General features: G+C 64.5%; 24 protein-coding genes and 1 pseudogene. 9 read left to right on the forward strand and 16 right to left on the reverse strand.

Translation table 11 applies throughout. The features are described 5' to 3' along the window. The 4 genes and pseudogenes from ACFR99_RS00010 to ACFR99_RS00025 form a co-directional block, all read right to left on the reverse strand. Nucleotides 1-124: pseudogene (locus tag ACFR99_RS00010) on the reverse strand (DUF3006 domain-containing protein); the annotation flags it as partial. Then, complete coding sequence (locus ACFR99_RS00015; RefSeq protein ID WP_390283067.1) at nucleotides 121-1,191, reverse strand: ComEC/Rec2 family competence protein; 1,071 nt, start codon at nucleotides 1,189-1,191, stop codon at nucleotides 121-123. The pseudogene ACFR99_RS00010 and the gene ACFR99_RS00015, both read right to left, overlap by 4 nt. A gap of 111 nt (nucleotides 1,192-1,302) precedes the next feature. After that, nucleotides 1,303-1,698 carry an OsmC family protein gene (locus ACFR99_RS00020; RefSeq protein ID WP_390283069.1) on the reverse strand — a complete coding sequence of 132 codons (396 nt, stop codon included), beginning with the start codon at nucleotides 1,696-1,698 and terminating at the stop codon, nucleotides 1,303-1,305. 104 nt (nucleotides 1,699-1,802) lie between these two features. Further along, nucleotides 1,803-2,531, reverse strand: a complete 729-nt coding sequence (locus tag ACFR99_RS00025) for a metal-dependent hydrolase (RefSeq protein WP_390283071.1) — start codon at nucleotides 2,529-2,531, stop codon at nucleotides 1,803-1,805. A gap of 112 nt (nucleotides 2,532-2,643) precedes the next feature. On the opposite strand from ACFR99_RS00025, the gene ACFR99_RS00030 reads away from it, so the two are divergent. The 5 genes from ACFR99_RS00030 (at nucleotide 2,644) to ACFR99_RS00050 (ending at nucleotide 9,429) form a co-directional block, all read left to right on the forward strand. Further along, nucleotides 2,644-2,907: a hypothetical protein gene (locus tag ACFR99_RS00030; RefSeq protein WP_390283073.1), complete on the forward strand. Its 264-nt coding sequence runs from the start codon at nucleotides 2,644-2,646 to the stop codon at nucleotides 2,905-2,907. A gap of 90 nt (nucleotides 2,908-2,997) precedes the next feature. Continuing rightward, nucleotides 2,998-5,160 carry a DHH family phosphoesterase gene (locus ACFR99_RS00035; protein WP_390283075.1) on the forward strand — a complete coding sequence of 721 codons (2,163 nt, stop codon included), beginning with the start codon at nucleotides 2,998-3,000 and terminating at the stop codon, nucleotides 5,158-5,160. A 340-nt stretch (nucleotides 5,161-5,500) separates the two neighbouring features. Continuing rightward, nucleotides 5,501-7,234: a cation:proton antiporter domain-containing protein gene (locus ACFR99_RS00040; protein WP_390283077.1), complete on the forward strand. Its 1,734-nt coding sequence runs from the start codon at nucleotides 5,501-5,503 to the stop codon at nucleotides 7,232-7,234. After that, nucleotides 7,227-8,894, forward strand: coding sequence for a cation:proton antiporter domain-containing protein (locus ACFR99_RS00045; RefSeq protein ID WP_390283079.1), 1,668 nt, complete (start codon nucleotides 7,227-7,229; stop codon nucleotides 8,892-8,894). The genes ACFR99_RS00040 and ACFR99_RS00045 overlap by 8 nt, the downstream gene beginning before the upstream one ends. Before the next feature lie 58 nt (nucleotides 8,895-8,952). Continuing rightward, nucleotides 8,953-9,429 carry an SHOCT domain-containing protein gene (locus ACFR99_RS00050; protein WP_390283080.1) on the forward strand — a complete coding sequence of 159 codons (477 nt, stop codon included), beginning with the start codon at nucleotides 8,953-8,955 and terminating at the stop codon, nucleotides 9,427-9,429. 88 nt (nucleotides 9,430-9,517) lie between these two features. Here ACFR99_RS00050 and mnhG read toward each other — a convergent pair whose 3' ends face one another. The 7 genes from mnhG to mbhE are packed head-to-tail and all read right to left on the reverse strand — an operon-like array spanning nucleotide 9,518 to nucleotide 15,657. Then, a complete protein-coding gene (mnhG, locus tag ACFR99_RS00055; protein ID WP_390283082.1) occupies nucleotides 9,518-9,889 on the reverse strand; it encodes a monovalent cation/H(+) antiporter subunit G in 372 nt (123 codons plus the stop codon). Continuing rightward, nucleotides 9,886-10,176 carry an MrpF/PhaF family protein gene (locus tag ACFR99_RS00060; protein WP_390283084.1) on the reverse strand — a complete coding sequence of 97 codons (291 nt, stop codon included), beginning with the start codon at nucleotides 10,174-10,176 and terminating at the stop codon, nucleotides 9,886-9,888. Before ACFR99_RS00060 ends, mnhG begins: the two co-directional genes overlap by 4 nt. Beyond that, nucleotides 10,169-10,774, reverse strand: a complete 606-nt coding sequence (locus tag ACFR99_RS00065; RefSeq protein ID WP_390283086.1) for a Na+/H+ antiporter subunit E — start codon at nucleotides 10,772-10,774, stop codon at nucleotides 10,169-10,171. The genes ACFR99_RS00060 and ACFR99_RS00065 overlap by 8 nt, the downstream gene beginning before the upstream one ends. Then, the gene (locus ACFR99_RS00070) at nucleotides 10,774-12,423 is read right to left on the reverse strand and encodes a complex I subunit 5 family protein (protein WP_390283087.1); all 1,650 of its coding nucleotides are present in this window, start codon (nucleotides 12,421-12,423) and stop codon (nucleotides 10,774-10,776) included. The genes ACFR99_RS00065 and ACFR99_RS00070 overlap by 1 nt, the downstream gene beginning before the upstream one ends. Beyond that, nucleotides 12,420-12,773 (reverse strand): sodium:proton antiporter, encoded by a 354-nt coding sequence (locus tag ACFR99_RS00075; RefSeq protein WP_390283089.1) that lies wholly within the window; start codon nucleotides 12,771-12,773, stop codon nucleotides 12,420-12,422. Before ACFR99_RS00075 ends, ACFR99_RS00070 begins: the two co-directional genes overlap by 4 nt. After that, the gene (locus ACFR99_RS00080; RefSeq protein WP_390283091.1) at nucleotides 12,770-13,234 is read right to left on the reverse strand and encodes an MnhB domain-containing protein; all 465 of its coding nucleotides are present in this window, start codon (nucleotides 13,232-13,234) and stop codon (nucleotides 12,770-12,772) included. Before ACFR99_RS00080 ends, ACFR99_RS00075 begins: the two co-directional genes overlap by 4 nt. Then, nucleotides 13,231-15,657, reverse strand: a complete 2,427-nt coding sequence (mbhE, locus tag ACFR99_RS00085) for a hydrogen gas-evolving membrane-bound hydrogenase subunit E (RefSeq protein ID WP_390283093.1) — start codon at nucleotides 15,655-15,657, stop codon at nucleotides 13,231-13,233. The genes ACFR99_RS00080 and mbhE overlap by 4 nt, the downstream gene beginning before the upstream one ends. 144 nt (nucleotides 15,658-15,801) lie before the next feature. On the opposite strand from mbhE, the gene ACFR99_RS00090 reads away from it, so the two are divergent. After that, nucleotides 15,802-17,463 (forward strand): tRNA uridine(34) 5-carboxymethylaminomethyl modification radical SAM/GNAT enzyme Elp3, encoded by a 1,662-nt coding sequence (locus ACFR99_RS00090; protein WP_390283095.1) that lies wholly within the window; start codon nucleotides 15,802-15,804, stop codon nucleotides 17,461-17,463. Between the two features lie 11 nt (nucleotides 17,464-17,474). Here ACFR99_RS00090 and ACFR99_RS00095 read toward each other — a convergent pair whose 3' ends face one another. The 3 genes from ACFR99_RS00095 to ACFR99_RS00105 all read right to left on the reverse strand — a co-directional run bounded on the left by ACFR99_RS00095 (nucleotide 17,475) and on the right by ACFR99_RS00105 (nucleotide 20,292). Further along, complete coding sequence (locus ACFR99_RS00095; protein ID WP_390283097.1) at nucleotides 17,475-18,761, reverse strand: RNA-guided endonuclease InsQ/TnpB family protein; 1,287 nt, start codon at nucleotides 18,759-18,761, stop codon at nucleotides 17,475-17,477. A gap of 182 nt (nucleotides 18,762-18,943) precedes the next feature. Beyond that, nucleotides 18,944-19,489, reverse strand: coding sequence for a hypothetical protein (locus tag ACFR99_RS00100; protein ID WP_390283098.1), 546 nt, complete (start codon nucleotides 19,487-19,489; stop codon nucleotides 18,944-18,946). A gap of 158 nt (nucleotides 19,490-19,647) precedes the next feature. Next, entirely contained in the window at nucleotides 19,648-20,292 is a 645-nt protein-coding gene (locus ACFR99_RS00105; protein ID WP_390283099.1) for a hypothetical protein, read from the reverse strand. A 198-nt stretch (nucleotides 20,293-20,490) separates the two neighbouring features. On the opposite strand from ACFR99_RS00105, the gene rqcH reads away from it, so the two are divergent. From rqcH to ACFR99_RS00120, 3 genes are all read left to right on the forward strand, one after another. Then, nucleotides 20,491-22,644: a ribosome rescue protein RqcH gene (gene rqcH, locus ACFR99_RS00110; protein ID WP_390283101.1), complete on the forward strand. Its 2,154-nt coding sequence runs from the start codon at nucleotides 20,491-20,493 to the stop codon at nucleotides 22,642-22,644. Between the two features lie 147 nt (nucleotides 22,645-22,791). After that, on the forward strand, nucleotides 22,792-23,037 hold the full coding sequence (locus ACFR99_RS00115; RefSeq protein ID WP_390283103.1) for a hypothetical protein: 246 nt from the start codon (nucleotides 22,792-22,794) through the stop codon (nucleotides 23,035-23,037). Nucleotides 23,038-23,136: 99 nt separating this feature from the next. Next, nucleotides 23,137-23,424 (forward strand): hypothetical protein, encoded by a 288-nt coding sequence (locus ACFR99_RS00120; protein WP_390284136.1) that lies wholly within the window; start codon nucleotides 23,137-23,139, stop codon nucleotides 23,422-23,424. A 52-nt stretch (nucleotides 23,425-23,476) separates the two neighbouring features. Here ACFR99_RS00120 and ACFR99_RS00125 read toward each other — a convergent pair whose 3' ends face one another. Beyond that, nucleotides 23,477-24,019, reverse strand: a complete 543-nt coding sequence (locus ACFR99_RS00125; protein ID WP_390283104.1) for an HTH domain-containing protein — start codon at nucleotides 24,017-24,019, stop codon at nucleotides 23,477-23,479. Nucleotides 24,020-24,283: 264 nt separating this feature from the next. Continuing rightward, nucleotides 24,284-24,910, reverse strand: coding sequence for a hypothetical protein (locus tag ACFR99_RS00130; RefSeq protein ID WP_390283106.1), 627 nt, complete (start codon nucleotides 24,908-24,910; stop codon nucleotides 24,284-24,286). Nucleotides 24,911-25,002: the final 92 nt, after the last annotated feature.

Raw genomic sequence — 25,002 nt, forward strand, 5'->3', positions numbered from 1 at the left:
CCGCCGGCAGCGTCTCGACCGCAACGAGGAGGTCGTCGACGACGTCGCCGTCGGCCTCGAGCAGGAGCACCGCCGTCTCCCCGTCGACGATGCGATCGAGGACGGCAGTGTAGGTCTCGCTCATCGCGCTCCCTCCACAGTATGGGCGACAGCACCAGCAACCGATGCCTGACCGCTGTCGGGCGGCAGGAGGCCACGCTCGGCGTATACACTGGCCGCCAGCGGAGAGACGAGCGCCGATTGGACGGCGTGTTTGCGCTCGAGTAGCGTCGCCGGGTCCGTCGAGGCGTTCCGTTCCGTCTCGACCGAAACGGCCGTCCCAGTGGTCGTCACGACGATATCGCCGTGGACACCGGTCCAGTAGGTCTCGATCCCGCGGCTGGCGAAGGCTGCGAGCACCTCGTCGTGTGGATGACCGTAGCCGGAGTCGAGCGGACTCGAGACGACTGCGATGTCGGGATCGACCCGGTCGAGAAACGGCGCGTTCGAGGAGGTCGACGAGCCGTGATGGCCCGCCTGATAGGCGTCGGCCGCGAGATCGTCGCCGTACGCCTCGACGAGTCGCCGTTCCCCACTGGCGTCGAGATCGCCGGTCGTCAGATACGAGAAGTCGCCGAAGGCGAGCGAGAGAACGATGCCGTTGGTGTCAACGTCGCCACTCGTGTCGCCGTCGGGTGGGTTCAGGACGGTCGCCTCGAGACTGTCGTCGGCCAGCGGCAGGCGATCACCCGCGGCGACCTCGTAGAACGAGACGTTGTACCGCTCGACGGCGTCGAGATAGCGCTCGTAAGTCGCGGTCGGATGGGGCACGCCGGAGTCGTAGATCGCGCCGACCCCGTCACCCGCTTCTTCGAGATGCTCGATGATCGCCGGATGGCCGCCGATGTGGTCGGCGTGGCCGTGGGTCGTGATCAGGTGATCGATCCGGTCGACGTCGTGGGTCTCGAGGTAGTCGATGACGTCCTGTCCGTCGTCGCGGTAGTCGCCCGTATCGATCAGGATCGTCTCGTTCGACGGGGTGACCACGAGCGTCGAGTCCGCCTGCCCCACGTCGATGTGGTGGACCTCGAGGCTGCCGCTGACGTCGACTGGCCGCTCCTGTTCGGGGTCGTCGCTGCCATCGATCGCACTGCTACAACCCGCGAAGACGAGCAGTCCCGCGACGGCAACGACCAGGAGTTCTCGGCGCATTCGTGTATCGGCTCGACGCGCTCGGCAGGGATGTGTGTTCGGACCGCCCCGGACAACTGGTTGTCACGGCTGTGGCGGGATGGAGGTATCGGCAGGCCCGGAAACCGCCGCTTAGAACGCGTTGCCCTCGAAACTCGCGTCGGCGTGCAGACTGTCTTTCAGCGCGTCGTGGACCTTGCAGAGTTCGAAGGCGCGCTCGATGACTTCCTCACCGGTGTCGTCGTCGACGTCGGCCGCGACGCTGATATCGAAGGCGATCGACTCGAGTTTGTCGTCGTCGTTGAGCTCGCCCGTGACATCGATCTCGATCTTGCCGAGATCGCCGGCATCGCGTTGTTGGCCGCCGACACGCAGCGCCGGCACGTAACAGGAGCCATACGCCGCCAGCAGGGCCTCGAGCGTGTCCGGGGCGTCCTCGCCGTTGGCGTCGATCGTCGTCTCGAACTCGCGGATCTCGTTCGTGGCGCTGTACCCTTCCTCGGAGACGGTGGTGACTGTTTTCGCCATAGCACTCGAGACGTCCACAGCCGGTGCTGTAAACGTTGTTCTCACAGGGACGACGATTCGATCTGCCGAACAAAAACAGGAGATCGAACGGACGCGGCGGCGTGTCAGGGCTCGAGTTCGAACGGCTCGTCGGCTGCGAGCGTGTGGACCTCGGCGATGCCGCCGGTCGCGCGCACTTCCCTAGCGAAGTCATCGGGGTCCTGTTCGATCGGCGGGAACGTATCGTAGTGCTGCGGGAAGGCGTGGTCGACGTCGAGCCAGTCGACGGCGACGGCGGCCTGCCACGGTCCCATCGTGAAGTGGTCGCCGATCGGCACCGCGGCGGCGTCGGGCTCGAGATACGGACCGATGACCTCGCGCATCTCGGTCATGAGACTGGTATCGCCCGCATGGTAGAACGTCGTCGCTTCCTCGTCTGCGACCTGCGTGGGCTTCGTATCGGAGACGACGAAGCCGGCGGGCATCCCGCCGCTCGCGTCGTTTTCGGTCATGATCCCGTTGGTGTGGTCGGCTCGGACCATCGTGACGTAGGCGTCGCCACACTCGACGGTGCCGCCGAGGTTCATCCCCATCCCGCCGACGGCGTCCTCGAAGCCGAACTCCTCCTGGCAGTAGGAGGTCAGTTCCGGCGTCGCGACCAGCGTCGCCTCCGAAAACGCCCCGGCGTCGGCGATGTGGTCGGCGTGGCCGTGTGTCAACAGCACGTAATCGGGCGCGTCGACGTCGGCCGGCTCGAGGTCGGTCTTCGGGTTGTCGAAGAACGGATCGATCAACAGTTCCGTCTCGCCAACGGTAACGTGCCACGTCGAGTGGCCGTGCCAGGTAAGTTCCATAGCAGTTGATGTGTTCGTGCGAACCCACCATAAAAGTGGGAGGGGGCGACGCGGCTCGCATCGTCCAGTGGCGATGCCGTGTGGTTTTGTACCCGTGGTCCGTACGGCGACTATGCTCGCACTCACGCTCGAGGAGTTCATGGTAGAGCTCAACGATGGCGCGATCAAGAACGTCGGTCCAAACAACAAGGCAGTAACGGCCAAGATGTTCGACGTCGACTCCGCCGAAGCCAGGGCGTTCGGCGACAAGCGCGTCAAGCTCGTCTTCGAGGACGACGACGACAACGAGATCCAGATCTCGCTGTTCCCGGAGGACGTTCAGAAAATCGTGGACGATATCGAAGCGCTCGAGGACGAGTCGGCCGTTTTCGACTGACGGCGACGCTGTGTCGCGGCTCTGATAGCGTTTCGTGACGCGAACGCATTTCGACAACCGTTTTAGGGCGAAACCGCTTGGTCCGAATAGATGGGTAACTGTATCATCTGCGGCACACCCGTTGACGGCGAGATCTGCGAGAGTCACGAGGAGGATGCTGTTTTCGAATTTCGCGGCACGTCTCCCTCGCAGCTCACGCCCGGTCGTTACTACCGGGGGACCGTCGACGGCTACGCCGACTTCGGTGTCTTCATCGACATCGGAGATCACGTCACCGGCCTGTTGCACAGAAGCGAACTCGACCAGCGACTCGAAAGTCTCGACTGGGAACCGGGCGACGATGTCTTCGTCCAGGTGCTCGACGTGCGGGACAACGGCAACGTCGACCTCGGCTGGTCGATCCGCCAGCGCGAACGCGAGTTCCGCGGCCACCTGATCGAGACCGCCGACGGCGAGTACCGTCCCGAAGAGTTCGAAGACGAGAGCGAAGACGACACTGCGGCGGAGGCCACCGACGAGGGTGAACCCGAGTCGACCGACGACGAGTCGCCAGCCGCCGGCGAGTTGCAGGCTGGCGCCGACGAGACCGAGCCCGCAGCCGCTGAACCCGCCGGCGCCGTCTCGAGTAGCGGCTCCGTCGCGACCGAGGCCGCTGCCGCGTCGACGCCGACGACCGACGACGCCGCTGAGACCGAAGCCGAGGAGAAGGAAGAACCCGCGCTCAAGCGAACCACCGTTGACGCCATCGAAAACCAGGTCGGCAGCGTCGTCCGCCTCGAGGGCGAGATTACCGGCGTCCGCCAGACCAGCGGCCCAACGGTCTTCGAACTGCGCGACGAAACCGCCACCGTCGAGTGTGCGGCCTTCAAGGAAGCTGGCGTTCGCGCCTACCCCGCCGTCGAACTCGAGGACATCGTCGCCCTCGAAGGCGAGGTCGAACGCCACAACGGCGACCTGCAGATCGAGACCGAGTCCCTCGATATCCTCGAGGGCGAAGCCCGCGAAACCGTCGTCGACCGCCTCGAGAGCGCGCTCGAGCGCGAGGCTCGACCGGACGACGTCGCGCCGCTGGCCGACCACGACGCAGTCGCAGCCGTCGAAGACGGGATCGCCGACGCGGCGACCGCGATCCGCCGGGCCGTCATGGAGGCCCGCCCGGTCGTCGTCCGCCACGGCGCGACCGCCGACGGCTACGTCGCCGGCGCCGCCATCGAACGCGCCGTCCTTCCGCTGATCCGCGAGAAACACACCCGCGAGGACGCGGAGTACCACTACTTCGAGCGTCGCCCGCTCGACGGCCGCGTCTACGACATGGACGCCGCGACCAACGACGTCACCTCGATGCTCGAGGCCCGCGACCGCCACGGCGAGCAACTCCCGCTGGTCGTGCTGGTCGACGCCGGCTCGACCGTCGAATCCGTCGACGGCTACGACCTGCTCTCGCTGTACGACGCCGAGGCGCTCGTGATCGACGACAGCCGTGCCGACGACGAGATCACCGACGCCGTCTCGGTTGCCGTCGCCCCGTCGCTTGCTGGCGCTGACGTGTCCGACGTCACCTCGACCGCGCTGGCGACCAACGTCGCCGCTCACGTCAACGACGACGTCCGCGCCGACTTGGAACACCTCCCTGCGGTCAGCTACTGGGAGGACACCCCCGAGGAATACCTCGAGCTCGCCAGCGAGGCCGGCTACGACGAGACCGGCGTCTCCGAACGCCGCGAAGCCGTCGCCCTCGAGGCCTACTACCAGTCCTACAAGGACAAACGCGAGCTCATCATCGACCTGCTGTTCGGCGACGGCGAGGACACGGATCGACCCCGGAACGGCGACCTCGCTGCCCACGTCTCCGAGCAGTTCCGCGACAAGCTCGAGACCGAACTCGAGACGGCTCGCGAGAACCTCACCGTGGAAGACGTCGACGGCGTCACCGTCTCCGTCCTCGACACGGACGCGTTCACCCACCGGTACAACTTCCCGACGACGATCCTGCTGCTGGATGCGCTCCACCGCAGCGAGCGCGACCAGTCGGACGCGCCCTACGTCACGCTCGGCGTCGGCGACGACGAACTCCACGTCCGCGCGACCGAAGACGTGAACGTCCGCGACCTCGGCGACGCGATCGCCGAAGCCGTGCCAAACGGCGGCGTCAGCGTCGTCGGCGGTGCCGACGGCCACGTCGAGTTCCTGCCCGGCGAACGCGATGCCGTTCGTGACGCCGCACTCGAGGCGCTCGGCGAGACGCTCGCGTAAGACCCGTCTTCTCCATCGTCCGCTCACGTGGTGAGCGGTAGTATCGTCCGATCTCGGACGCCCGTCGCTGGTGAGCGGTCTAGATCTAGAACAGAAACGGGACCACGTAACAGAACCGTAAAAGGTGGCCCCGACGAACCAGAGACTGAATCGAACCGTGAGAGCTGAGCGTATCATTCGACATCGACGAGGCGTGTGGACTAGTGGCATCGCAAGCCTGAACTGCAGGGTCGAACCCAGTGGTGCGGTCCGATTCAACCTTGCAGTCGACGCTCGAGAGGGCACCAACACCACGCTCCTCGGGAACCGCACAGAGACCTCGCGTCCGAAACAGCCATAGATGGCTGTCGACTCCGCACTCGCAGCAGATCTCGCCCTTATTATCATCGCTGCGACTGGCGTCGGGCTGCTCGCCCGACAGAGCGGCCAGCCGACCATTATCGCGTACATCCTGACGGGACTACTGCTCGGCCCGCCGGTTCTCGGCGTCGTGACGCCGAGCGAGCTCACGGAATCGATGGCCGAACTCGGACTCGCGTTTCTCCTGTTCCTGCTCGGTGTCAAGATGCGGATCGAAGACATCAGGCACATCCTCCCGTCGATCGTCAAAATTGCCCTGCCGCAGATGGCGCTCGTGTGTCTGGCCGGAATGGGCACGGCGTTGCTGTTGGGCTTTCCGACCTGGCAGGCCCTGCTGATCGGGCTCGCGGTGATGTACAGCTCGACCGCGGTCGTCATCAAGATGCTGACCGACAAAGACGAGGCGACGACGCTCCCCGGCAAGATCGACATCGGGGTGTTGCTCGTCCAGGACATCGTCGTCGTCGTGTTGCTCGCGCTGCTCTCGACTGGGCAACCCGAGAGCGTAACCGAGGTCACGGTCACGCTGGTCACCATCCTCGCATTGATCGGTGTGATCGGAGCCGTCGCCATCGCCGCATCTCGCTACCTGTTGCCGGCAGTGTTCAGACGGATCGCGAACGACAAGGAGGTCTTCTTCCTGGTCTCGCTCGCCTGGGCGTTCCTGTTCGTCTTCGTCTCGCTAGAGCTCGACCTCTCCATCGAGATAGGCGCGTTCCTCGCCGGCGTGGCTATCGCACAGCTTCCCTACAGCACGGAGCTGCAGGACCGTATCACTCCACTGACTGATCTGTTCATCCTGATCTTTTTCGTCTCGATCGGCCTCCAGCTCGAGGCGTCCGAACTCGTCGCCTACTGGCAGGAAGCGGTGCTCGCCGCGGTCGTGTTGATTCCCGTCAAGTTCGTGATCTTCTTCGTTCTCATCGACTGGCAGGAATTCAGCCTCGAGACGACGTTCCTCGGGAGCGCCCACATGATTCAGGTGAGCGAGTTCGCGCTCGTGTTCGGTGCCGTCGCACTCGCAGGCGGGTTCATCGACGAGGCGGTCCTCGGATTCCTCAGTCTGGTCGCCGTGATCACGATGGCCGTCTCCGTCTACGCCGTCAAGTACAATCACCAGCTCTACGAGCGCGCTCGACCGTGGTTACGGGCGGTCTGGAGTGAGGACGGCCGGGACGGCGAGTCCCGGACATACGAGGGACATGCGGTCGTGATCGGATACGATCCCATCACGGAGCGAGTGCTCCCACACCTCGGCGAGGCCTACGAGGAGGTCGTCGTGATCGACCGGAAGACCGAACACATCGAGCAGCTCAGAGCCGAGGGGACCTACGAGTTCGTTTTCGGCGACTTCCGTCACGGCAAGGTTCGCAAAGCGGCGAAACTCAAGAAGGCGGCGTTCGTCATCAGCTCGAGCGTCGAGGTCGACGTCAACGAGATGGTGATCGCGGAGTCGGCACCGGACGCGACGGTCTTCGTCGAAGCCGAGCGGGATGAAGATGCCGTCCGCCTCTACAAACAGGGCGCGGATTACGTCGTCATGAGTACCAACCTAACCGCCGAAAAGGTGTCGACGCACCTCGCCGACTACTTCGAGGATCGGGACCGGTTCCTCGAGACGATCCGGACGGATCTCGAACGGGTCGAACACCAGGCGATGAACCGAGACAGGGCGGCTGTACTCGCCGACTCCGGAGGTGAGACCGATGGCTGAGATGGTGACGACGCTGGCGATGGTCTTCATGGCTGCCGGCGTGATGCTGTTGATCGCGAATTACCTGTCGCTCTCGACGATCCCGTTTTATATTCTCGCCGGGATCGTCGTCGGACCGGTCGTCGACCAGCTGGCCGTCCTCGACCTCGCACAGTGGGGGATCGCGTTTCTCGTGTTCGTCTTCGGGACGCGCATCGATTTCCGGGCGATCCAGGCCGTGTTCCGGGACAGCGAGCTGGCTGTGATGGCACAGCTCGCGATCGTCGGGCCAATCGGGTTCGTCGTCGCGTCCCTGTTCGGGTTCGATCCGCTCAACGCGACGTACTTCGCGGCCGCCGGTACGCTCAGTTCGACGCTCGTCGGTCGGGAACTGCTCGAACGGACCGCCGGACCGAGCCTCGTCCACGATCGGCTGGCCTCGTCGGTTCACCTGTTCGACGATCTCGTCGCTGTCGTCCTGTTGCTCGTGATTTCGGCGGACTCCTATACCCCAGACGCGATCGCGGCGAACATCGGCTACGGCGTGATCCTCCTCGTCGTCGCGCTGTTCGTCTACCGATACGGGTTCAATCTGCTCGTTCGCCTGGCCGACGGTTCCGCCGAGCTCATCTTGATGGGGTGTCTCTCGATACTCTTCGCGTTCCTCGCCGCCGCCGAGTTCACCGGGATTTCGATCGTCATCGGGGCCTTCGCTGCCGGAATCGCGGTCCGACGAGACGGGACGGACGCACTCGAGGTGTTCAACGGGATCCAGTCGATCAGGGACTTCTTCGTCGCGATCTTCTTCGTGACCGTCGGCGCGCTCGTTTCGGTGCCGACCCTCGAGGTGATCGGCATCTCGGTTGCGCTGATCGGTCTCGTCGTCGTCGTCAATCCCTTCATTACGATGCTGGCGTTGCTCTACGAGGGGTACGACGCCAGGACAGTGCATCTGGTCGGGACGAGTACTAACCAGATGAGCGAAATGTCGTTGATTCTCGTGATCGAGGCGCTCCTGATCGCGACGATCGACGAGGTGCTGTTCGACGGGATCATCATTGCGGCGGCGGTGACGATGGTCCTCGTGTCCCCGATACGGAGATACGAGCAATCGTTGTACGAGGAACTATTCAGCAGCTTGATGGAAGATCGACAGACGATCAAGGTCGACCAGCGAAGCGATGTCGATGAGGCACTTCGCGATCACGTGATCATCGTCGGGTACGGTCGGCAGGGTCAACACGTCGTCGATACCTGCGAGCGCTACGATCGCGAGTATGTCGTCATCGAGAACGACCCACTCCTGTGGGACGACGTCCGAATGGAGTGTGAGAACTACGTTCGGGGAGACGCACTTGCCGATCACTCCTGGGAAAAGGCGAACGCGTCGGACGCGATGCTCATCGTCTCGACGGCCGATTATCCACCGACATCCGAGTGGATCATGACGCTCGACGTCGAGGCCGACGTTATTTTGCGGTCTCGATCGCCCGCACGGGCGAGGGAGTGGCTGGAACGCGGTGCGACCTACGTCGCAGTCCCGGATTTACTCGCATCCGACCAGTTGCTCGAGTACATCGATGCCCTCGACAACGGGGACGTTACGATCGAAGCGCTTCGTGACGAACATCTCGCGGAACTGACGACCGGCGATCGGGATTCAGCGACGAGTTTCAGCTAAGATCGGGTCGGCAGCTCGGGCCACCAACCTCTTCCCGACCCCAATAGAATTGACACGTATGAACGGGAGCGGGCGAGTCGATCGCAGCGGGACCGAAGACGGGCCGTGGACGCGGCTGCGCGAGAACGCCACCGGGATCACGTCGATGCTCGTGACGGCGTTCTGGCTCGGTGCGATGTTCACCGGGCAGGACTGGTGGCTCGCGGCGTTGCTCGTCGGCTACGTCGCTGTCGTCCCGCTGGTCGCGATCCTGTTCGGCGACGAGGACGATCGCCGCGAGTGGGCCGACGACTACGTGAGCACGAGCGAGACGGAGACGGAACCCGAAACGGCGAATACGGGTTCCGCGACCGACGCGCGCGACGCACTCGAGACGCTTCGCGAGCGCTACGCCGCCGGCGAGTTGACCGACGAGCAGTTCGAGCGGAAACTCGAGCGACTGTTAGATACGGAGACGCTCGAAGAGGCACAGGAGTGGGCTCGAAAACAGGACCAAGAGCGAACCGACGATCGAGACCTCGAGTACGATCGCTAACGCAGCTCATACGGACTCCTGTCAGTCAGTGCCGGTGGGACCGCCACCGCCCTGCGGGTGCACCGGTCACTCGGGACAGCAGACCGTATCAATCGTCACTCGTCTCGGCGTCGTCAGATCGGGCGGGACCGGATCGTTCGACTGCGTTCGGGTCGGGCCAGGTGACGCTCCCGAGGAAGGAAATTCCGGCGCGCTCGGCAGCACGAGCGATCATGTGCGCGCCGGTCGGCACCGTCAGGAAGAGGAAGGCGATCCCGATGAGCGCGGTCAGACCCTCGCTGCCGGGGCCGAACTCGACGAAACCGGCCAGGAAGATCGCTGCGGTGCCGAGCGTCGTCGGCTTGCTCGTGGCGTGCATCCGGTTGTAGACGTTCGGCAGGCGCAACAGGCCGATGGTGCCGACGGTCAGGAAGAAGGCCCCGACGACGACCAGCACGATGACGATGGCGGTGTAAATCATTCGATCACCTCGCCGTCAGTGACGAACTTGGCGACGGCGACGGTCGCGATGAAGCCGATGATCGCGAGGACGAGACTCACCGTGATAAACAGGCCACGACCAGTCAGAAGCGCGAACAGCACGGCGATCGCGACGACGTTCGTCGCGATGGCGTCCAGTGCGACCACTCGATCCGGGTTCGTCGGCCCCCGAATCACGCGGTAGCCACAGAGGACACAGAGGCCGCTGACGAGGATCAACGCGCCGTGGATCGCCGTCTCGAGCACGGCCGGATTCGCCTCAGTCATCGTCGATACCCTCGTCTTGGTGGTCGGCGGTACTGTCTCTTTCCCCACCGGAGACGACGATGTCCGGTGGCGGGTCGGATGGCGACGCGGCTTCGTTGAATAGCTCGAGCGCGTAGTCTTCCCACGTCCGAATCGGCTCGGCGATCGCTTCCGGATCGCGGCCGTCGACGCCGTGGACGTACAGCGCGTTCGTCTCGTCGTCGTAATCCAGCGTCACCGTGCCGGGCGTGATCGTGATGCTGTTTGCGATGACGGTGATGGCAACGTCGGATTCGACCCGCAGCGGGACGAGAATCACTTCGGGCTCGATCGGCATCCCTGGTGAGAGCACCCGGTAGGCGACGTCGACGTTCGCCCGCAGGAGTTCCCAGATGAACGCGCCCAGGTAGAGCCCGGCATACGGCAGCGCTCGCATCCAGCGGCCGAGATCGAGCTGCTTGCTGTATAGCCGCCGGAAGACGAACGCGACGGGCAGCCCGACGAGCAATCCCGCGAGCAGGCCGCGGACGACCGAGACGGGTGTCAGTGGCAACCCCCGGACGAATACCCACAGGACGGCGAAGACGACGCCGACGACGGGCCAGGTTCGAACCCGCATCAGTGTCCACCTCCGTCGGCGCTCGAGTCGATCAGGTCACTCGCTTCCTGCGGAGCGACGGCGTCCACGTAGCCGTCGGTGTCGACGGCCGCGTCGGCGGCGAGTTCCGCGAACTCGTAGACGGGCTCGAAGCCGATGCCGACTGCGACGATCGTCACCGCGAGAACCGCGAGCACGGCCACCTGCACCGGATCGACCGTCGCCGCTTCCACGGTGTCCGTCTGTGCACCCCAGAAACTCCGATTCCACGCCCGGGTCACGTAGGCGATCGTTAGCAGCGACCCGACGAGCAGGAGGACGATCGCGGAGCCGGACCTGGCGCGAGCCGCGGCGTCGAAGACGAGGAACTTGCCGAAAAAGCCCGATAGCGGCGGAATGCCGACGAGCGCGAGCGAGGCGATAAAGACCGCGATCGCGAGCGGCGGCGATCGCTTCGCTAGCCCACCGAGATCGGCGAACTGGCTCGTCCCCGTCGCCGACCGGACCGTGCCGACCGACAGGAAGAGCAGCCCCTTGGCCAGCGTGTGATTGAGGGCATACACTAGCGCCGCGACGATCGCCAGCTTGCGCAGGCCCGGCGTCGTCACCGTCGTCGCGATCGCGACCGGCATCGCGATGAAGCCGACCTGACCGATACTCGAGTAGGCGAACACGCCCTCCAGCGAGTCCCGGCCGACGGCTCCGATCCCGCCGACGAGGATGCTGGCGGCGGCCATCACGAACAGCGCCGCACCGACGAACGGCAGCGGTGAGTCGCCAGCCATCGTCATCCCTGGGAGCGAGAGGCTGACGGGGACCGCTGCATCGGCGAAGACGGTAAAGGAGAGCCGGATGATGGCATAGATGCCGACCTTCTTGGTCGCACCGGCAAGCAGGGCGGTGATCTGTGGTGGCGCAGCCCGATAGGCCGTCGGGATCCAGAACTGGAAGGGGACGAGCCCCGCTTTGATCGCGAACACCGACAGGAGCAAGCCGAGCAGGCCGACGACCGGGGCCGGCTCGAGACCGTAGGCCGCCGGTTCGGCGAGCCGCCGGGCGAGGTCGGCCATGTTGAGCGTCCCCGTCGTCGCGTAGATCCCGCCGACGCCCAGCAGGAAGACGGCGCTGGCGACCAGGTTGAGCGTCACGTACCAGAACGCGGCGCGGGTGTGCTCGGGGCCGCCGCTGTAGCCGACGAAGACGTAACTGGCCATCAACATTACCTCGAACCAGACGAAGAGGTTGAACAGGTCGCCGGTGAGGAACGCACCGGTCACGCCCAGCGCGAGGAAGTGAAACAGCGGGAAGTAGTAACTCCGTCCCTCCCCGCCGGGAAGGTGGCGGGTCGAGAAAACCAGCGATGCGACGCCGAGGATCGCGACCATCGTCAGCATGAACGCCGACAGGCCGTCGGCGACGAGCGTGATCCCGAAGGGAGCCGGCCAGCCGCCAACCTGGTAGGTCGCGATCCCCGGCGCGTCCGGTGCGAGGATGATATACCAGTCAATCGCGGCCACCGCGACCGCGTAGGCCACGCCACCGGTCAGACTCACCGCGGCTCGCACCCGCGGATAGCGGCCGAGCAGCAACGTTCCCGCGGCCGCAGCGAGGACGATCAGCATCGGCGCGATCACGAGCTGTGCGTCAGTTCCGATGGGCGTCGCAGTCATCGTCGATCACCGAGTTCCGTCACGTCTAACGTCCCGTGTTCCTCGTAGACCCGATACGACAGCACGAGCGCGAACGCGGTCATGCCGAAGCCGATGACGATGGCGGTCAACACGAGCGCCTGCACCACCGGATCGGCCGTCTGCGGAACGCCCCCGCCGTGGCCGGCGAGGATCGGTACCGATTCGGCGACCGCCGGCGCGATCCCACCCATCGCAAGCAGGTAGACGTTCGCCGCCTGACTGATGATCGCCAGCCCCCAGACGACCCGGATCAGGTCCCGCTGCAAGAGCAGGAAGGTCCCGAGGGCGAATAGCGCGCCGACCGCAGCCGCGAGAACGACCGCCGTCATTCTGCACCCACCACCGAGAGGATCGTCAGCAGGCCACCGACGACCACACAGTAGACGCCGAAGTCGAACGCGATCGCGCTCGCGACCTCGAGATGGTCGTAGATCGGCACTCCCTCGAGCATGACGAACGTCTGTGTGAGAAACGGCTGGCCGAAGGCAAGCGGCGCGAGCCCGCTGACGACCGCGATCGCGAAGCCGTAGGCGAACAGCCGTCGATAGGCCACGACGACCCGATCGCGCGAAGGTTCCTTGCCAGGGTCGACATCGCGCCCGAGGATTCCACGCTCGAGGAAGTCCAGGCCGAAGGCCATGTAGACGATCGCGAACGCCGTCGTCGTCAGCACGCCACCGATGAACCCGCCGCCGGGGAGGTTGTGGCCCTCGATGAACAGCGAGATCGCGACGACCAGGACGATCGGGACGATCGCTCGCGCGGTCGTGCGCATGATGACTGTCGTCATTCGTCGCCACCTCCGGTGGTGTCGTCGTCTCGAACCTCGATCGCGTCGCCGGCGCGAGCGGCGGGTCGCTCGTCGTCGCCACGACCGCGCATAACGATCAGCGTCAGGATCGAGATCGCGGCGAGTGCGACCACGGCGAGTTCGCCCAGCGTATCGAAGCCACGGAAGTCGACCAGCGTCACGTTGACGATGTTGGTACCGCCACCCTCCGGCACAGCCTGTGCTGCGAAGTAGCGGGCGATGTCGGTGCTGCCGTCGGGACGAGCGCCGCTCGAGACGAGCACCGTGACGAACGCGGTCACGCCGACGACGAGCGAGACCACGATGTCGCGGACAGTCGTCCCGACTGCGATGCGTTCGATCGCCGGGATTTCCTCGATTACGAGCAAGAAGAGCACAAGCACCAGCGTTTCGACGACGAGCTGGGTCAGCGCGAGGTCGGGCGCGCTCGCGAGGATGTAGAAGATGGCGACCATGAAGCCGAGAATCGAGAGCGTGAGGACGCCCGCAACGTGCGTGTTGGAGAGGACGACGGCGAGCGCGCCGACGACTGCCACGACCAGGACCAGGCCCATGGCCAGCGTGACCTCGAAGCCGCCGGCGACCGATCCGATGGCATCTGTCGCGACGAAGCCAGCGAGTGCGAGCGTGCAGATCCCGCTCAAGACCCACGTCGCATACGTCCGTAGCAGGCCGTTGTGAACCGTTTCGGCGAACGAACGCCCCTCGTCGGTGAGGCCGTCGACGATGACGTCGTACCACCAGTTGGGACGGACGGGTGGCGTCGACCCCACAAACTTCCGGATGCCGTCGTGGAGTCGATCGTAGAACGGGAACGCAGCGACGCCGATAGCGATCGTCACCGCGCTCATTCCGACCGGCGTCGAGTACGACGTGGGGAGGCCGACGTGCATCTCCCGAGGGTCGACCGCGGTCGCCTCGAGGCCGGACTGGACGATGACGTCGACCGCGAGTTGCGGATCGACGCTGACGACCGCTGCGAGTAGCGCCAGCACGGCCGGCGGGACGAGCATCGTCACGGGTGGGCTGTGAACGTGACCGAGCGCGTCGGGCCGCTCGCCGACGAACAGCGAGAGGAATCGCAACGAGTAGAGAACGGTGAAGATGCTCCCGAAGACGGCGACGGTGGGGTAGAGCCAGCCCAGTATTCCAATGTCGTGGTAGTGACTCGCCTCGGCGGCGGCTTCGAAGAGCAGTTCCTTCGAGTAGAAGCCGTTAAACGGCGGGATGCCGGCCATGCTGAGCGCGACGATAGCGGTGATCACCGCGGTTACCGGAAGGTCGTGGCGGAGCCCGCCGAGTTTGTCGATCTCTCGAGTGCCGGCCTCGTGAGCGATAATCCCGGCGACCAGAAACAGCGCGGCCTTGAACAGGGCGTGGTTGAGCAGGTGGAAGACGCCCGTTTCGGCGCCGTAGACGGAGGTAAACCCGAAGCCGGCGATCATCAATCCGAGGTGGCTCGCCGTGGAGTAGGCGAGCAGTTCCTTGATGTCCGTCGCCGCGACCGCCATGATCGCACAGACGGTCATTGTCGTCAGCCCGAGCGTCGCAAACAGGAACAACCACTCGGGGCCGACGAGCATCGGACGGACGCGGCCGACGAAGTAGACGCCGACCTTGACCATCGTCGCGGAGTGGAGAAACGCTGAGACTGGCGTAGGTGCAGCCATCGCGTTGGGCAACCAGAAGTGCAGCGGGACCTGTGCGGACTTGGTTCCCGCGCCGATCGCGAGCAGCCCCAATACGGGGAGAAACAGCCCACGTTCTCGGAGTGCCGCGGCCATCGCGTCGGGCTCCTCGAGCATCGCGGCGAGATTGAACGCAGCGCCGGGGCCGAAGATATCTGCGGCGACGATCGACAGCAGGAGGAAGCCAACGAGCAAGAAGAGCCCACCCCCGACGGTAATGAACATCGCCATCCGGGCAGCGTACTGCGAGGAATCGTCGGCGGTGTAGTAGCCGATCAGCACGAACGACGCGAGGCTAGTGAGTTCCCAGAATAGGAAGACCGCGATCAGGTCGGCCGCGAGCGCGACACCGATGATCGAGCCCATGAAGGCGAACAAGGCGGCGTAGTATCGCACGAGCCCCGATTGGCCGTGCATGTACGCCGGCGAGTAGGTGAAGATGAGCGCGCCGATGCCACTGGCCAGTAACGCGAACAACAGCGCCCAGCCGTCGACGTGAAACCGCAGCGCGACGTTCAGCGAGGGAATCCACTCGAGTGCGACGGAGCCCTCACTGCCGTACTGGGTGGCAAGTAGACCGAACGAAAGCACGGCGACGACGGTCCCCGCGAACCCGGCTTCTTCTCCGAGAAGGCGAACGAACAGCGGTGTGAGTGCTGCAGCGACGAACGGCACAGCGACCGCTGCGACGACCACCGCCAGGTCGGGAGACATTCAGTACGACAGGGATAGGGCGAGACTTCCCTTAAACGATTACCTTTCGGCCAATTGACCGGCGGGGCCGCCATCGGCCGATGTGGAGACTGCCGGTCGCAGAGTCCGACACGCTTATTCGCGAACGGCAACGAAACACGTGTAGTGAGTACCGAGACGCCCGAACCGACCGAAACCGAAGCGTTCGAGCGAGTCTGTGAGACGCTCGTCGAGCGGATCTTAAACGGCGAGATCGAGCGCGACGAGGTCGAGAAGGCCAAACTCGAGGCCTGTTCGGAGCACTCCGCGCCGAAAGTGCCGAAAAACTCCGAACTACTCGACTACGCCCCGAAAGAGCACCGCGAGGATCTAGAAGCGGTGCTCCAGCGCAAGCCGGTTCGCACGGCCTCCGGCGTCTCGCCGGTCGCGATCATGACCTCGCCCGAGCGGTGTCCTCACGGGAAGTGTCTCTACTGTCCCGGCGGCCCCGACTCCGAGTTCTCCTCCTCGCAGAGCTATACGGGCGAGGAGCCCGCTGCCGCCCGCGGCGTCCAGAACGACTACGATCCCTACGGGCAGGTGACGCTGCGCCTCGAGCAACTCCGCCAGATCGGCCACCCCGTCGACAAGGTCGAACTCATCCTGATGGGCGGGACGATGACCGCCCGTTCCCATGACTACCAGGAGTGGTTCGTCAAGCGCGCGCTCGAGGCGATGAACGACTACGACGTCGACAAGGAGCCCGAACCGGCCGAAGGCGTCAGTTTCGCACAGGACCCCGACGAGTACGACTGGAAGTACGTCGAGGACGTCATCACCGAAAACGAGACCGCCGACGTCCGCAACATCGGGACGACCTTCGAGACCAAACCCGACTGGTGCGATCCCGAGCAGATCGATCGGATGCTCGACCTCGGCGGGACGAAAGTCGAGGTCGGCGTCCAGACCACCTACGAACGGATCAACCGCGAGATGCACCGGGGCCACGGCGTCCAGGAATCGATCGAGGCCAACCAGCGGCTGCGGGACTCGGCGTTCAAGGTCGGCTTCCACATGATGCCGGGCCAGCCGGGTATGTCGAAGGAGATGTGCCTCGAGGATTTCCGGCGGCTCTTCGAACAGGAGCAGTGGAAGCCCGATTACCTCAAAATCTATCCGACGCTGATCGTCCGCGGGACGGCGACCTACGACTGGTGGCACAAAGGCGAGTACGACCCGCTCGACAACGACGAGGCTGCGGAGCTAGTCGCGGAGATCAAAGACATGATCCCGCGCTATACGCGCCTCCAGCGCGTCCAGCGGGACATTCCCGCGGACTTCATCGACGCCGGCGTCTGGAAGTCCAACCTCCGACAGCTCGCCCGCCAGCGCATGGACGAACACGGCTGGGAGTGTGAGTGTATCCGCTGTCGCGAGGCCGGGATGAACGACGAGGAACCCGACACCGTCGAGCTCGACGTGATGACCTACGACGCCTGTGGCGGCACCGAGCACTTCATTTCGTTCGAGGACTTCGAACAGGACCTTCTCGTGGGCTTCTGCCGGCTCCGGTTCCCGAACGATCCGGTTCGCCCGGAACTCGAGAACACGGCGCTAATCCGCGAACTCCACGTCTACGGCTCGGAGGTCGCCGTCGGAAACGAAAGCGAGACCGACCAGCACCAGCATCAGGGCTACGGCCGCCGACTGATGGAGCGCGCCGAGGCCCTCGCCGCCGACGCCGGCTACGACAAGGTCAGCGTGATTTCGGGCATCGGCGCTCGAGAGTACTACCGGAACAAACTCGGCTACCATCAGGACGGGCCGTACGTGAGCAAACGGCTGTAAACTACCCCACCCTACTCGCTCACGGCGTCGCCGTTCGCTTCGTTGAGGGTGGGGCTTTCGCATGGACTCCCGTTCTGGCCGCCGTCGGCGGCAGGCTCGTACTCGCCGTTCACGTTCAACGTCCCGCGATTCAAGCGCATGTTTACAGGTGCGCCTCCGCCCGACGACGTTTGCGCCGAGCGGAGATGCTTCAGACCGATATTCTTCGCCGCGTTGTAGTCCGCGTGGGGTGAGTACCCGCACTTCAGGCACTCGAATACGTCCTGTCCGTCCGAAGTCGGGCGGTTGTTCTTGTGAGTGAATCCGCACTTGGAACACCGTTGGGAGGTGTAGGCGGGGCTCACCTGTTCGACCGAGATACCCTCCACTTCGGCCTTGTATTCAATGTACTCGAACAAGCGTCGGAACGCCCATGCGTGGAACTTCTTGGCACGAGGCATCCGTTCTCGAATCCCCGTCAGGTTCTCGAACGCAATCACGTCGCAGTCGTGCTCACTGGCTTCCGCGACGAGTTCTTTCGAGACGGAGTGTAAGAAGTGGTCGTAGCGACCCGTCTCGGTACGTCCGACCGACTGGATTGTTTCGTGGGCGGCTCGCGTTCCACGCTGTTGGAGCGACCCGCGCCGTTTTTCGAACTCGCAGTGCCAATGGTTCAACTCCGATCCGTTCCAGAACGTACCCGTAGAAGTAACGGCGACGTTTTCGATGCCGAGGTCAACGCCGAGGACTGTGCTGTGCTCGTCGTTGCCTTCGTCGGCAGTCTCGAACTCCACGTCCGCCTTTGTTCGGACATGAAGGTAGAACTCGTCGTTCCGATAGTGAAGTTCTGCGCCCGTCACTTCGTAGTCGTCGTCGAATAGATACTCTGAGTGAGGTGTCTCACGATTCTCGTCGGGGAGCACGTACTCGGCAGTGATGCGGCCTTCAACGGTCGAGAGCGTCGCGTGGTCGTCGTTGAACGTTGCGCACCGCTTGTCATAGACGAGCGTCGAAGCTGTGAAGTGGGGCTTCCCTGCGTAATCACCATGCTTCCACCGAGCGACGACGCCCTGTACGGCGTCGGCGGCTTTGTTGCGAGCGTTCTGGACGAGGTTCGCTTGAAGCCGCGTCTCTGCCCGCACGTCGTCGTAGGTTTCGCGTTGGAGTTCGGCTTTGCTCGTGGTCTTGTACTCGCCTTGCCACGCGTGGTCTACGACGTAGTTGGCGGCCCACAAGAACTCGGAAATGGTTTCGTGGAGGAGATCAGCGTCGCTGTCGGCCACGTCAAGTTTGACGGGGACGGTGCGACGTACCTCCATCCGTGTTTCAGATGTGTTCATTTGTCTTTATATTAATACCGGATCGGTGGGGAGTCGGCCAGCCATCGAGCGTGGTTGGCGTAGTACGGTGTCGGTTTCCTCTCCGACCTACTCGCTCGCTACGCTCGCTCCTTGAGGTCGGAGGCACCACCTTGCATTACGCTGAACCGGTCTCGTTCGAGCTATTTTCCTGCCGCGTTCGACTCGAGTGCGGCAAGATAGAGGAAGTACGCCAGCGCCGCGACGACCAGCGACACCGCCAGCACGGTCACGCCGACGTACCCATCGAGTGCCGCGCTCGGATTGCGCCAGAGATAGACGCTGCCCTCGATCGCGAACGCAGTTAAGCCGCCGTAGAACAGCGCCAGCACGGTTGCCCGAACCACCGCGATCGCCCCGCGATCGCGGCTCTGGAACAACTCGAGGACGAACAACAGCGCGAACACGAGAAGATAGAACGGCCCGGGGATCGCCTGGCCGAGCGTCTGCGGGCCGGTTACCGCGATGTAGCCGTAGTACGCCAGCGCGAGCAACACGCCGCCGAGCAGGGTCAGCGAGAGCCCGTAGCCGCTGGCGTCCTCGACGGGTGCCGGGACGACACCGTCGCTCGTGCCCGACCCGTCCGCGCGTGTCGAGTCAGTGTCGCCGGCCGTCGAGGGGTCGCCAGTCGGGCCGACGCTCGCGTTCGACGCTGCCGGTGGCCCCTCGCTGTCGCCGTTACTGGCCATATCGGTCGTTATCCGTCTAGGGCAAGAAAAGTAAGCATAGTAATGACATCTAACCAGTGTGATTCGTTGGTCGGTTCGGACCCAGTCGAACGTGGAACGTTACTGGCGGGTGCGAGTGTGCCGGCGCTGACCGACGGTCGGCCGGACGACGCGACGGATCAGTCGATCGTGACCTCGAGCTCGAGCAGACCGAGATGCGAGGGCGCACCGCCGCCGTTTTGCCGGAATTCCTGCGGAGTGGAGTTGACGACGTTGTAGAAGTCGGCCTGATCCGTCGGGACCAGAACGCTGCCGTCGTCGCGCTGGAGGAACGCCGGTGTGTCGGTGCCCTCGATCAGGTCGCGCTGTTCGTCCCACTCCTCGCCGGCGTAAATGAACGTCCCGAAGGAGAAGCGGCCCGCTGCGAGCGCGTCGTGTTTCGACATGAACATCCCGGCTTCTTCGGCGTTGAACTCCTCGTCGCTCACCCAGGCGATCGCCGCGATGTCGTCGGCCTGGAGGAGATAGAAGTCCCAGGAGAGCGTCGCATCGAACACCGCCCAGACGCTGCGGGGACCGATCGTCTGGACCTCGACGCTGAACGCGGGGACGACTTGCGAGCCCTCCGGTTCCGGGACGAACGTGGCATCGTAGCCCGGCACGCGGATGCCACGATCGTGATACGCGATCCCGTCCATGTCGATGTCGGCCTCGATCCGATCGATGATTCCGTGAACGGTGGCTCCGCCCTGGGATTCGAGATGGTCGAGGAAGTCCGGAAAGCGCGAGACGTCGGACCATGGCTGGCCGTCGGCCCCGCTCATACGAGGGCACCTCCTCGAGCGGAGCGCGATCGGTCCCGGTCTCCGGCACGCGATACCGTAGCAGAGAGAGCGCACGGCTGTCCACCGACGGCGTGGTTCATATCACGGACTGCGTGCCGGCGCGGATTAGGCGTTCCGACCTCGCCCGACGGGAGCCGGAGCGACACGCCTTTTTGACCGGGCCGGGCAGTGTGCAGTATGGATCCAAAGCGGGAACTCACCAGCGTCGACCTCGCCGCTCTCGTCGGGGAATTCGGTGCCTACGAGGGCGCGAAGGTCGACAAGGCCTATCTCTACGGCGACGATCTCGTCCGACTCAAGATGCGGGACTTCGATCGGGGTCGCATCGAACTCATCCTCGAGGTCGGCGAGGTCAAACGTGCCCACACGGTCGCCCCCGAACGGGTGCCCGACGCGCCCGGCCGGCCGCCGCAGTTCGCGATGATGTTGCGCAACCGCCTGTCTGGCGCGGACTTCGCCGGCGTCGAACAGTACGAGTTCGACCGCATCCTCGAGTTCACCTTCGAGCGCGAGGACGGGACGACCCGAATCATCGTCGAACTGTTCGGGCAGGGCAACGTCGCGGTCACCGACGGCGAGTACGAGGTAATCGACTGTCTCGAGACCGTCCGGCTGAAATCCCGGACCGTCGTCCCGGGCTCGCGCTACGAGTTCCCCGAGTCCCGGACGAACCCGCTGACGGTCTCCCGGGAGGCGTTCGACCACGAAATGGACGACTCCGATACTGACGTCGTCCGGACGCTCGCGACCCAGCTCAACTTCGGCGGCCTCTACGCCGAGGAGATCTGTACCCGCGCCGGCGTCGAGAAGGGACTGGACATCGCCGACGCCGACGAGGCGGTGTACGACCGCGTCTACGAGGCCATCGAACGGCTCGCACTCGACATCCGAAACGGGAACTTCGAGCCACGACTCTACCGCGAACACGACGACGCGGACGACGACGGAGACGGCGACACAATCGAGGGCCCCGTCGTCGACGTCACCCCGTTCCCGCTCGAGGAACACGACGACCTCGTGGGCGAGTCCTACGACACGTTCCTCGAGGCGCTGGACGACTACTTCTTCCAGCTCGAGCTCGCCGAGGACGAGGAGCCGGAGCCGACCGAACAGCGGCCGGACTTCGACTCGGAGATCGCCAAGTACGAACGCATCATCGAGCAACAGCAGGGCGCGATCGAAGGCTTCGAGCAGGAGGCCGACGCGTTACGCGAGCAGGCCGAACTGCTCTATGCCGAGTACGGACTGGTCGACGAGATCCTCTCGACGATCCAGAACGCCCGCGCGCAGGACCGACCGTGGGACGAGATCCGCGAGCGGTTCGAGGAGGGTGCCGAACAGGGCATCGAGGCCGCCGAGGCGGTCGTCGACGTCGACGGCAGCGAGGGCACAGTGACGGTCGACCTCGACGGCGAGCGGATCGGCCTCGTCGTCGATCAGGGTGTCGAGCAGAACGCAGACCGGCTCTACACCGAGGCCAAGCGCGTCGAGGAGAAAAAGGAGGGCGCACTCGCGGCTATCGAGGACACCCGCGAGGACTTGGAAGACGCCAAGCGCCGCCGCGACGAGTGGGAGGCAGCCGAGACCGAGGACACAGCCGAAGACGGCGAGGACGAAGCGGGCGAAGCCGAACAACGCGACTGGCTCGCCGAGCCGTCCATTCCGATCCGCGAGAACGAACCCTGGTTCGATCGCTTCCGCTGGTTCCACACCAGCGACGACTACCTCGTGATCGGTGGCCGTAACGCCGACCAGAACGAGGAACTCGTCAAGAAGTATCTCGAGCCCGGCGACACGGTCCTCCACACGCAGGCCCACGGCGGCCCCGTCACCGTGTTGAAGGCGACCGATCCCAGCGAGGCTTCCTCGAGCGACATCGACCTGCCAGACTCGAGCATCGAGGAGGCCGCCCAGTTCGCCGTCTCCTACTCGTCGGTTTGGAAGGACGGCCGCTACGCGGGCGACGTCTACGCCGTCGACGCCGATCAGGTCACGAAGACCCCAGAGAGCGGCGAGTACTTGGAGAAAGGCGGGTTCGCGATCCGCGGCGATCGGACCTACTACCGTGATACGCCGGTCGGTGCGGCCGTCGGCATCCAGTGTGAGCCGTACACGCGCGTGATCGGCGGCCCGCCGTCGGCTATCGAGGACCGGGCGGAGACGATGATCGAACTCGAGCCCGGCCGATACGCACAGGCCGATACGGCGAAACGACTCTATCGCCGGTTCCGCGAGCAGTTCGAAGACGAATCGTTCGTCCGCAAGATCGCCAGTCCTGACCGGATCCAGCACTTCATGCCGCCGGGTGGGAGCCGGATCAAAGGCGAGTGAGACGGCCGATCGAAACCGTTTCCGGTTGATCGCGTTTTGATCTGCGATCGCCGCAAGCGACTCCAATCGACTGTTCGAGGGGGGTATGACCTTGACCCCGAAATGTACGGGGCAACACTGATCGGGAGGCCCGGAATAGGGTGATCGATGCCCGTATTCGAGGTCGTTACGCCCGCCGTAGTCGGCGGAGTCGATGGGGTCACCATTATCGGCTGGGTTAGCGTCGTGGCGATGCTACTCGTGATCGGATTTCTCGTATATCTGGCGCTCGGTCCCGGCACGCAATCGTATCAGGCGGAACGCGCCGAACCGACACCGACCGACGACAGCGGTGTCGATGACACCGGTGCCGAGGAGCGATCGGACACGCCGACCGAGTCCAGGTCCGACTGAGGCTCTCGACGCGGATCGCCGTCCGTTGCCCCGGGCGGTCGAGTCGGGGCTGCACCTGCCGGGTCGATGACTACACGGCCGACCGTGGACGCGACGCTCATGGTGGAGATCGATACCGACACGGAGCCGGAGCTCGGCACCGCGACGATCGTCTACGAGACGCCCGGCGAGGACGACGAGCGGGTCACGGTCGACAACGACCGAATCGCTTACTTTCAGGACCACTGGCTGTTCGCGTACGGGACCGACGAGGACGGTAACGACGTCGTCCGTCGGGTCCCGAAAGAACGGGTCTACTACGTCGAACGCTCCGTCGAGGAACTCGAGGAGACGTTCGAATCGAGTCTCGAGAAGGCGAAAGGCAAACTGGAAGAGCTCACCGAGTAATCGACCGCACTCGGACTGTCGTCACCGATTTGGATCGCGCTCGAGCTGGCCGCTACTCGGTTTCCTCCGGGCGAGCGTATCGCTCGGCGGGACCGTCGCTGTCAGACGAGCCACGCGGGGCGTCGTCTCGTGCACCGAACGGCTCGGTGATGCCGTCCTCGAGCCCAGTGAGACAGTCCATGACGGTATAGATACGGTCACCGTCGGCACAGGGTGCGACACACTGGATATCACCGTCCGCGTAGACGGCAACGCACGCGGTCGGGACTCGAACTTCGGTGGCCCGCAGACCGACGATCGAGGGTGTCTCGCGCCGGTCGAACGCCGGCTCGAGATCGTAGCCGTGCCGATCGGCCCACGACCGAAACGCCTCGACAGTTCCGGATACCGATGGCCCGGAATCGCTGAGCTCCTCGAGTGCGGGTCTGACCGCCGTCCAGGTCTCGACGTGGACGGCAGCGCCGATCGCGTCCTCGAGCCGGCGTGCTCGCGCGACGAGTTCCCGGAGTGACTCCACGACGGCCGTGGACGCGTGAGCCTGGATGAACAGTTCGATCCGGACTGGTGCCGTGGACTTTGTCTGTGTGTCTGTCATCGTTCGTGGTTTGCCTCGGGGTAGCCTCACTCATCGGGCCACCGTGACCACCATAAAGCTAGCAACTTCCGTTCGGAATCGACTCTCAGTCGCCGCGCCAGATCGATGGGCCCTGCTTCCGGTTCGACGATCGAACTCCACAACGGGGTGGCGGTATCGACTGGGGTCACGGTTCACTCGAGTGTCGCTCGAGCGGACACCTCACGTTGCGAGTGAGTTTCGAGTTGGCTCGACCGACAGCGTGGGACCGCCCCGGCGGTACAGCTAGCGGGACTCGGTCGCCGGTTCGTCGACGTGTGATTCGCGAACCGAGATCTCGATGTCGGTCCCGTCCTCGAGTTCGATGGTCGGCTGACCGGGTTCGCCAGTCTCGATGCGGTCGCGCTCGCGGCTGAATTGCTGCGTCCGCTCGCGCTCGGACGCGTCGTACGCCGAGCTCATGGCGATCAGGAATCCGACCATCGCGGTCACGAGGGCGACGGCGGCGATCGCGACGGTCCCGACTGGAGCCAGGACGCCGGAGAGGACCTCCCCGGCGACGAACAGCGAAACCGACGTCACGAGCGCGATCAGCGTGAGCAGGCGGGCGAGCCGACCGGTATCGAGCCCGTGGTAGTGCTTCTCACCGCTCGTATCGGTCAGCACTGCCAGGACGCCCAGGATGCCGGTGTACGAATCGTCGGTCTGTGCGTTTCCGAGGGAATGTATCGACTGTGCGATCCACACACCGGCGGTGAAGTTGAGAAATGCGACGAACGAGACGAGTCCGATCTGTCCGTCGACGAACAGCCCCGCAACAATGGCCCCGAGAAACGTCAATGCCATAAGGGCATGTGTCACGAGCGAGCGCGTACCGAAGTCTTCGAGCCGCGCTGTGTATCCAGCGTTCATACTCCAATAGATGCATGCGACGTCAATAGTGTCATGCCCTACCTATGTCAATAGTTTGCAAGAAGCGTGACTATCGTGGATCGGTGATTGAG

The organism is Haloarchaeobius amylolyticus, assembly GCF_042678045.1.
GTDB lineage: Archaea > Halobacteriota > Halobacteria > Halobacteriales > Natrialbaceae > Natrinema > Natrinema amylolyticus_A.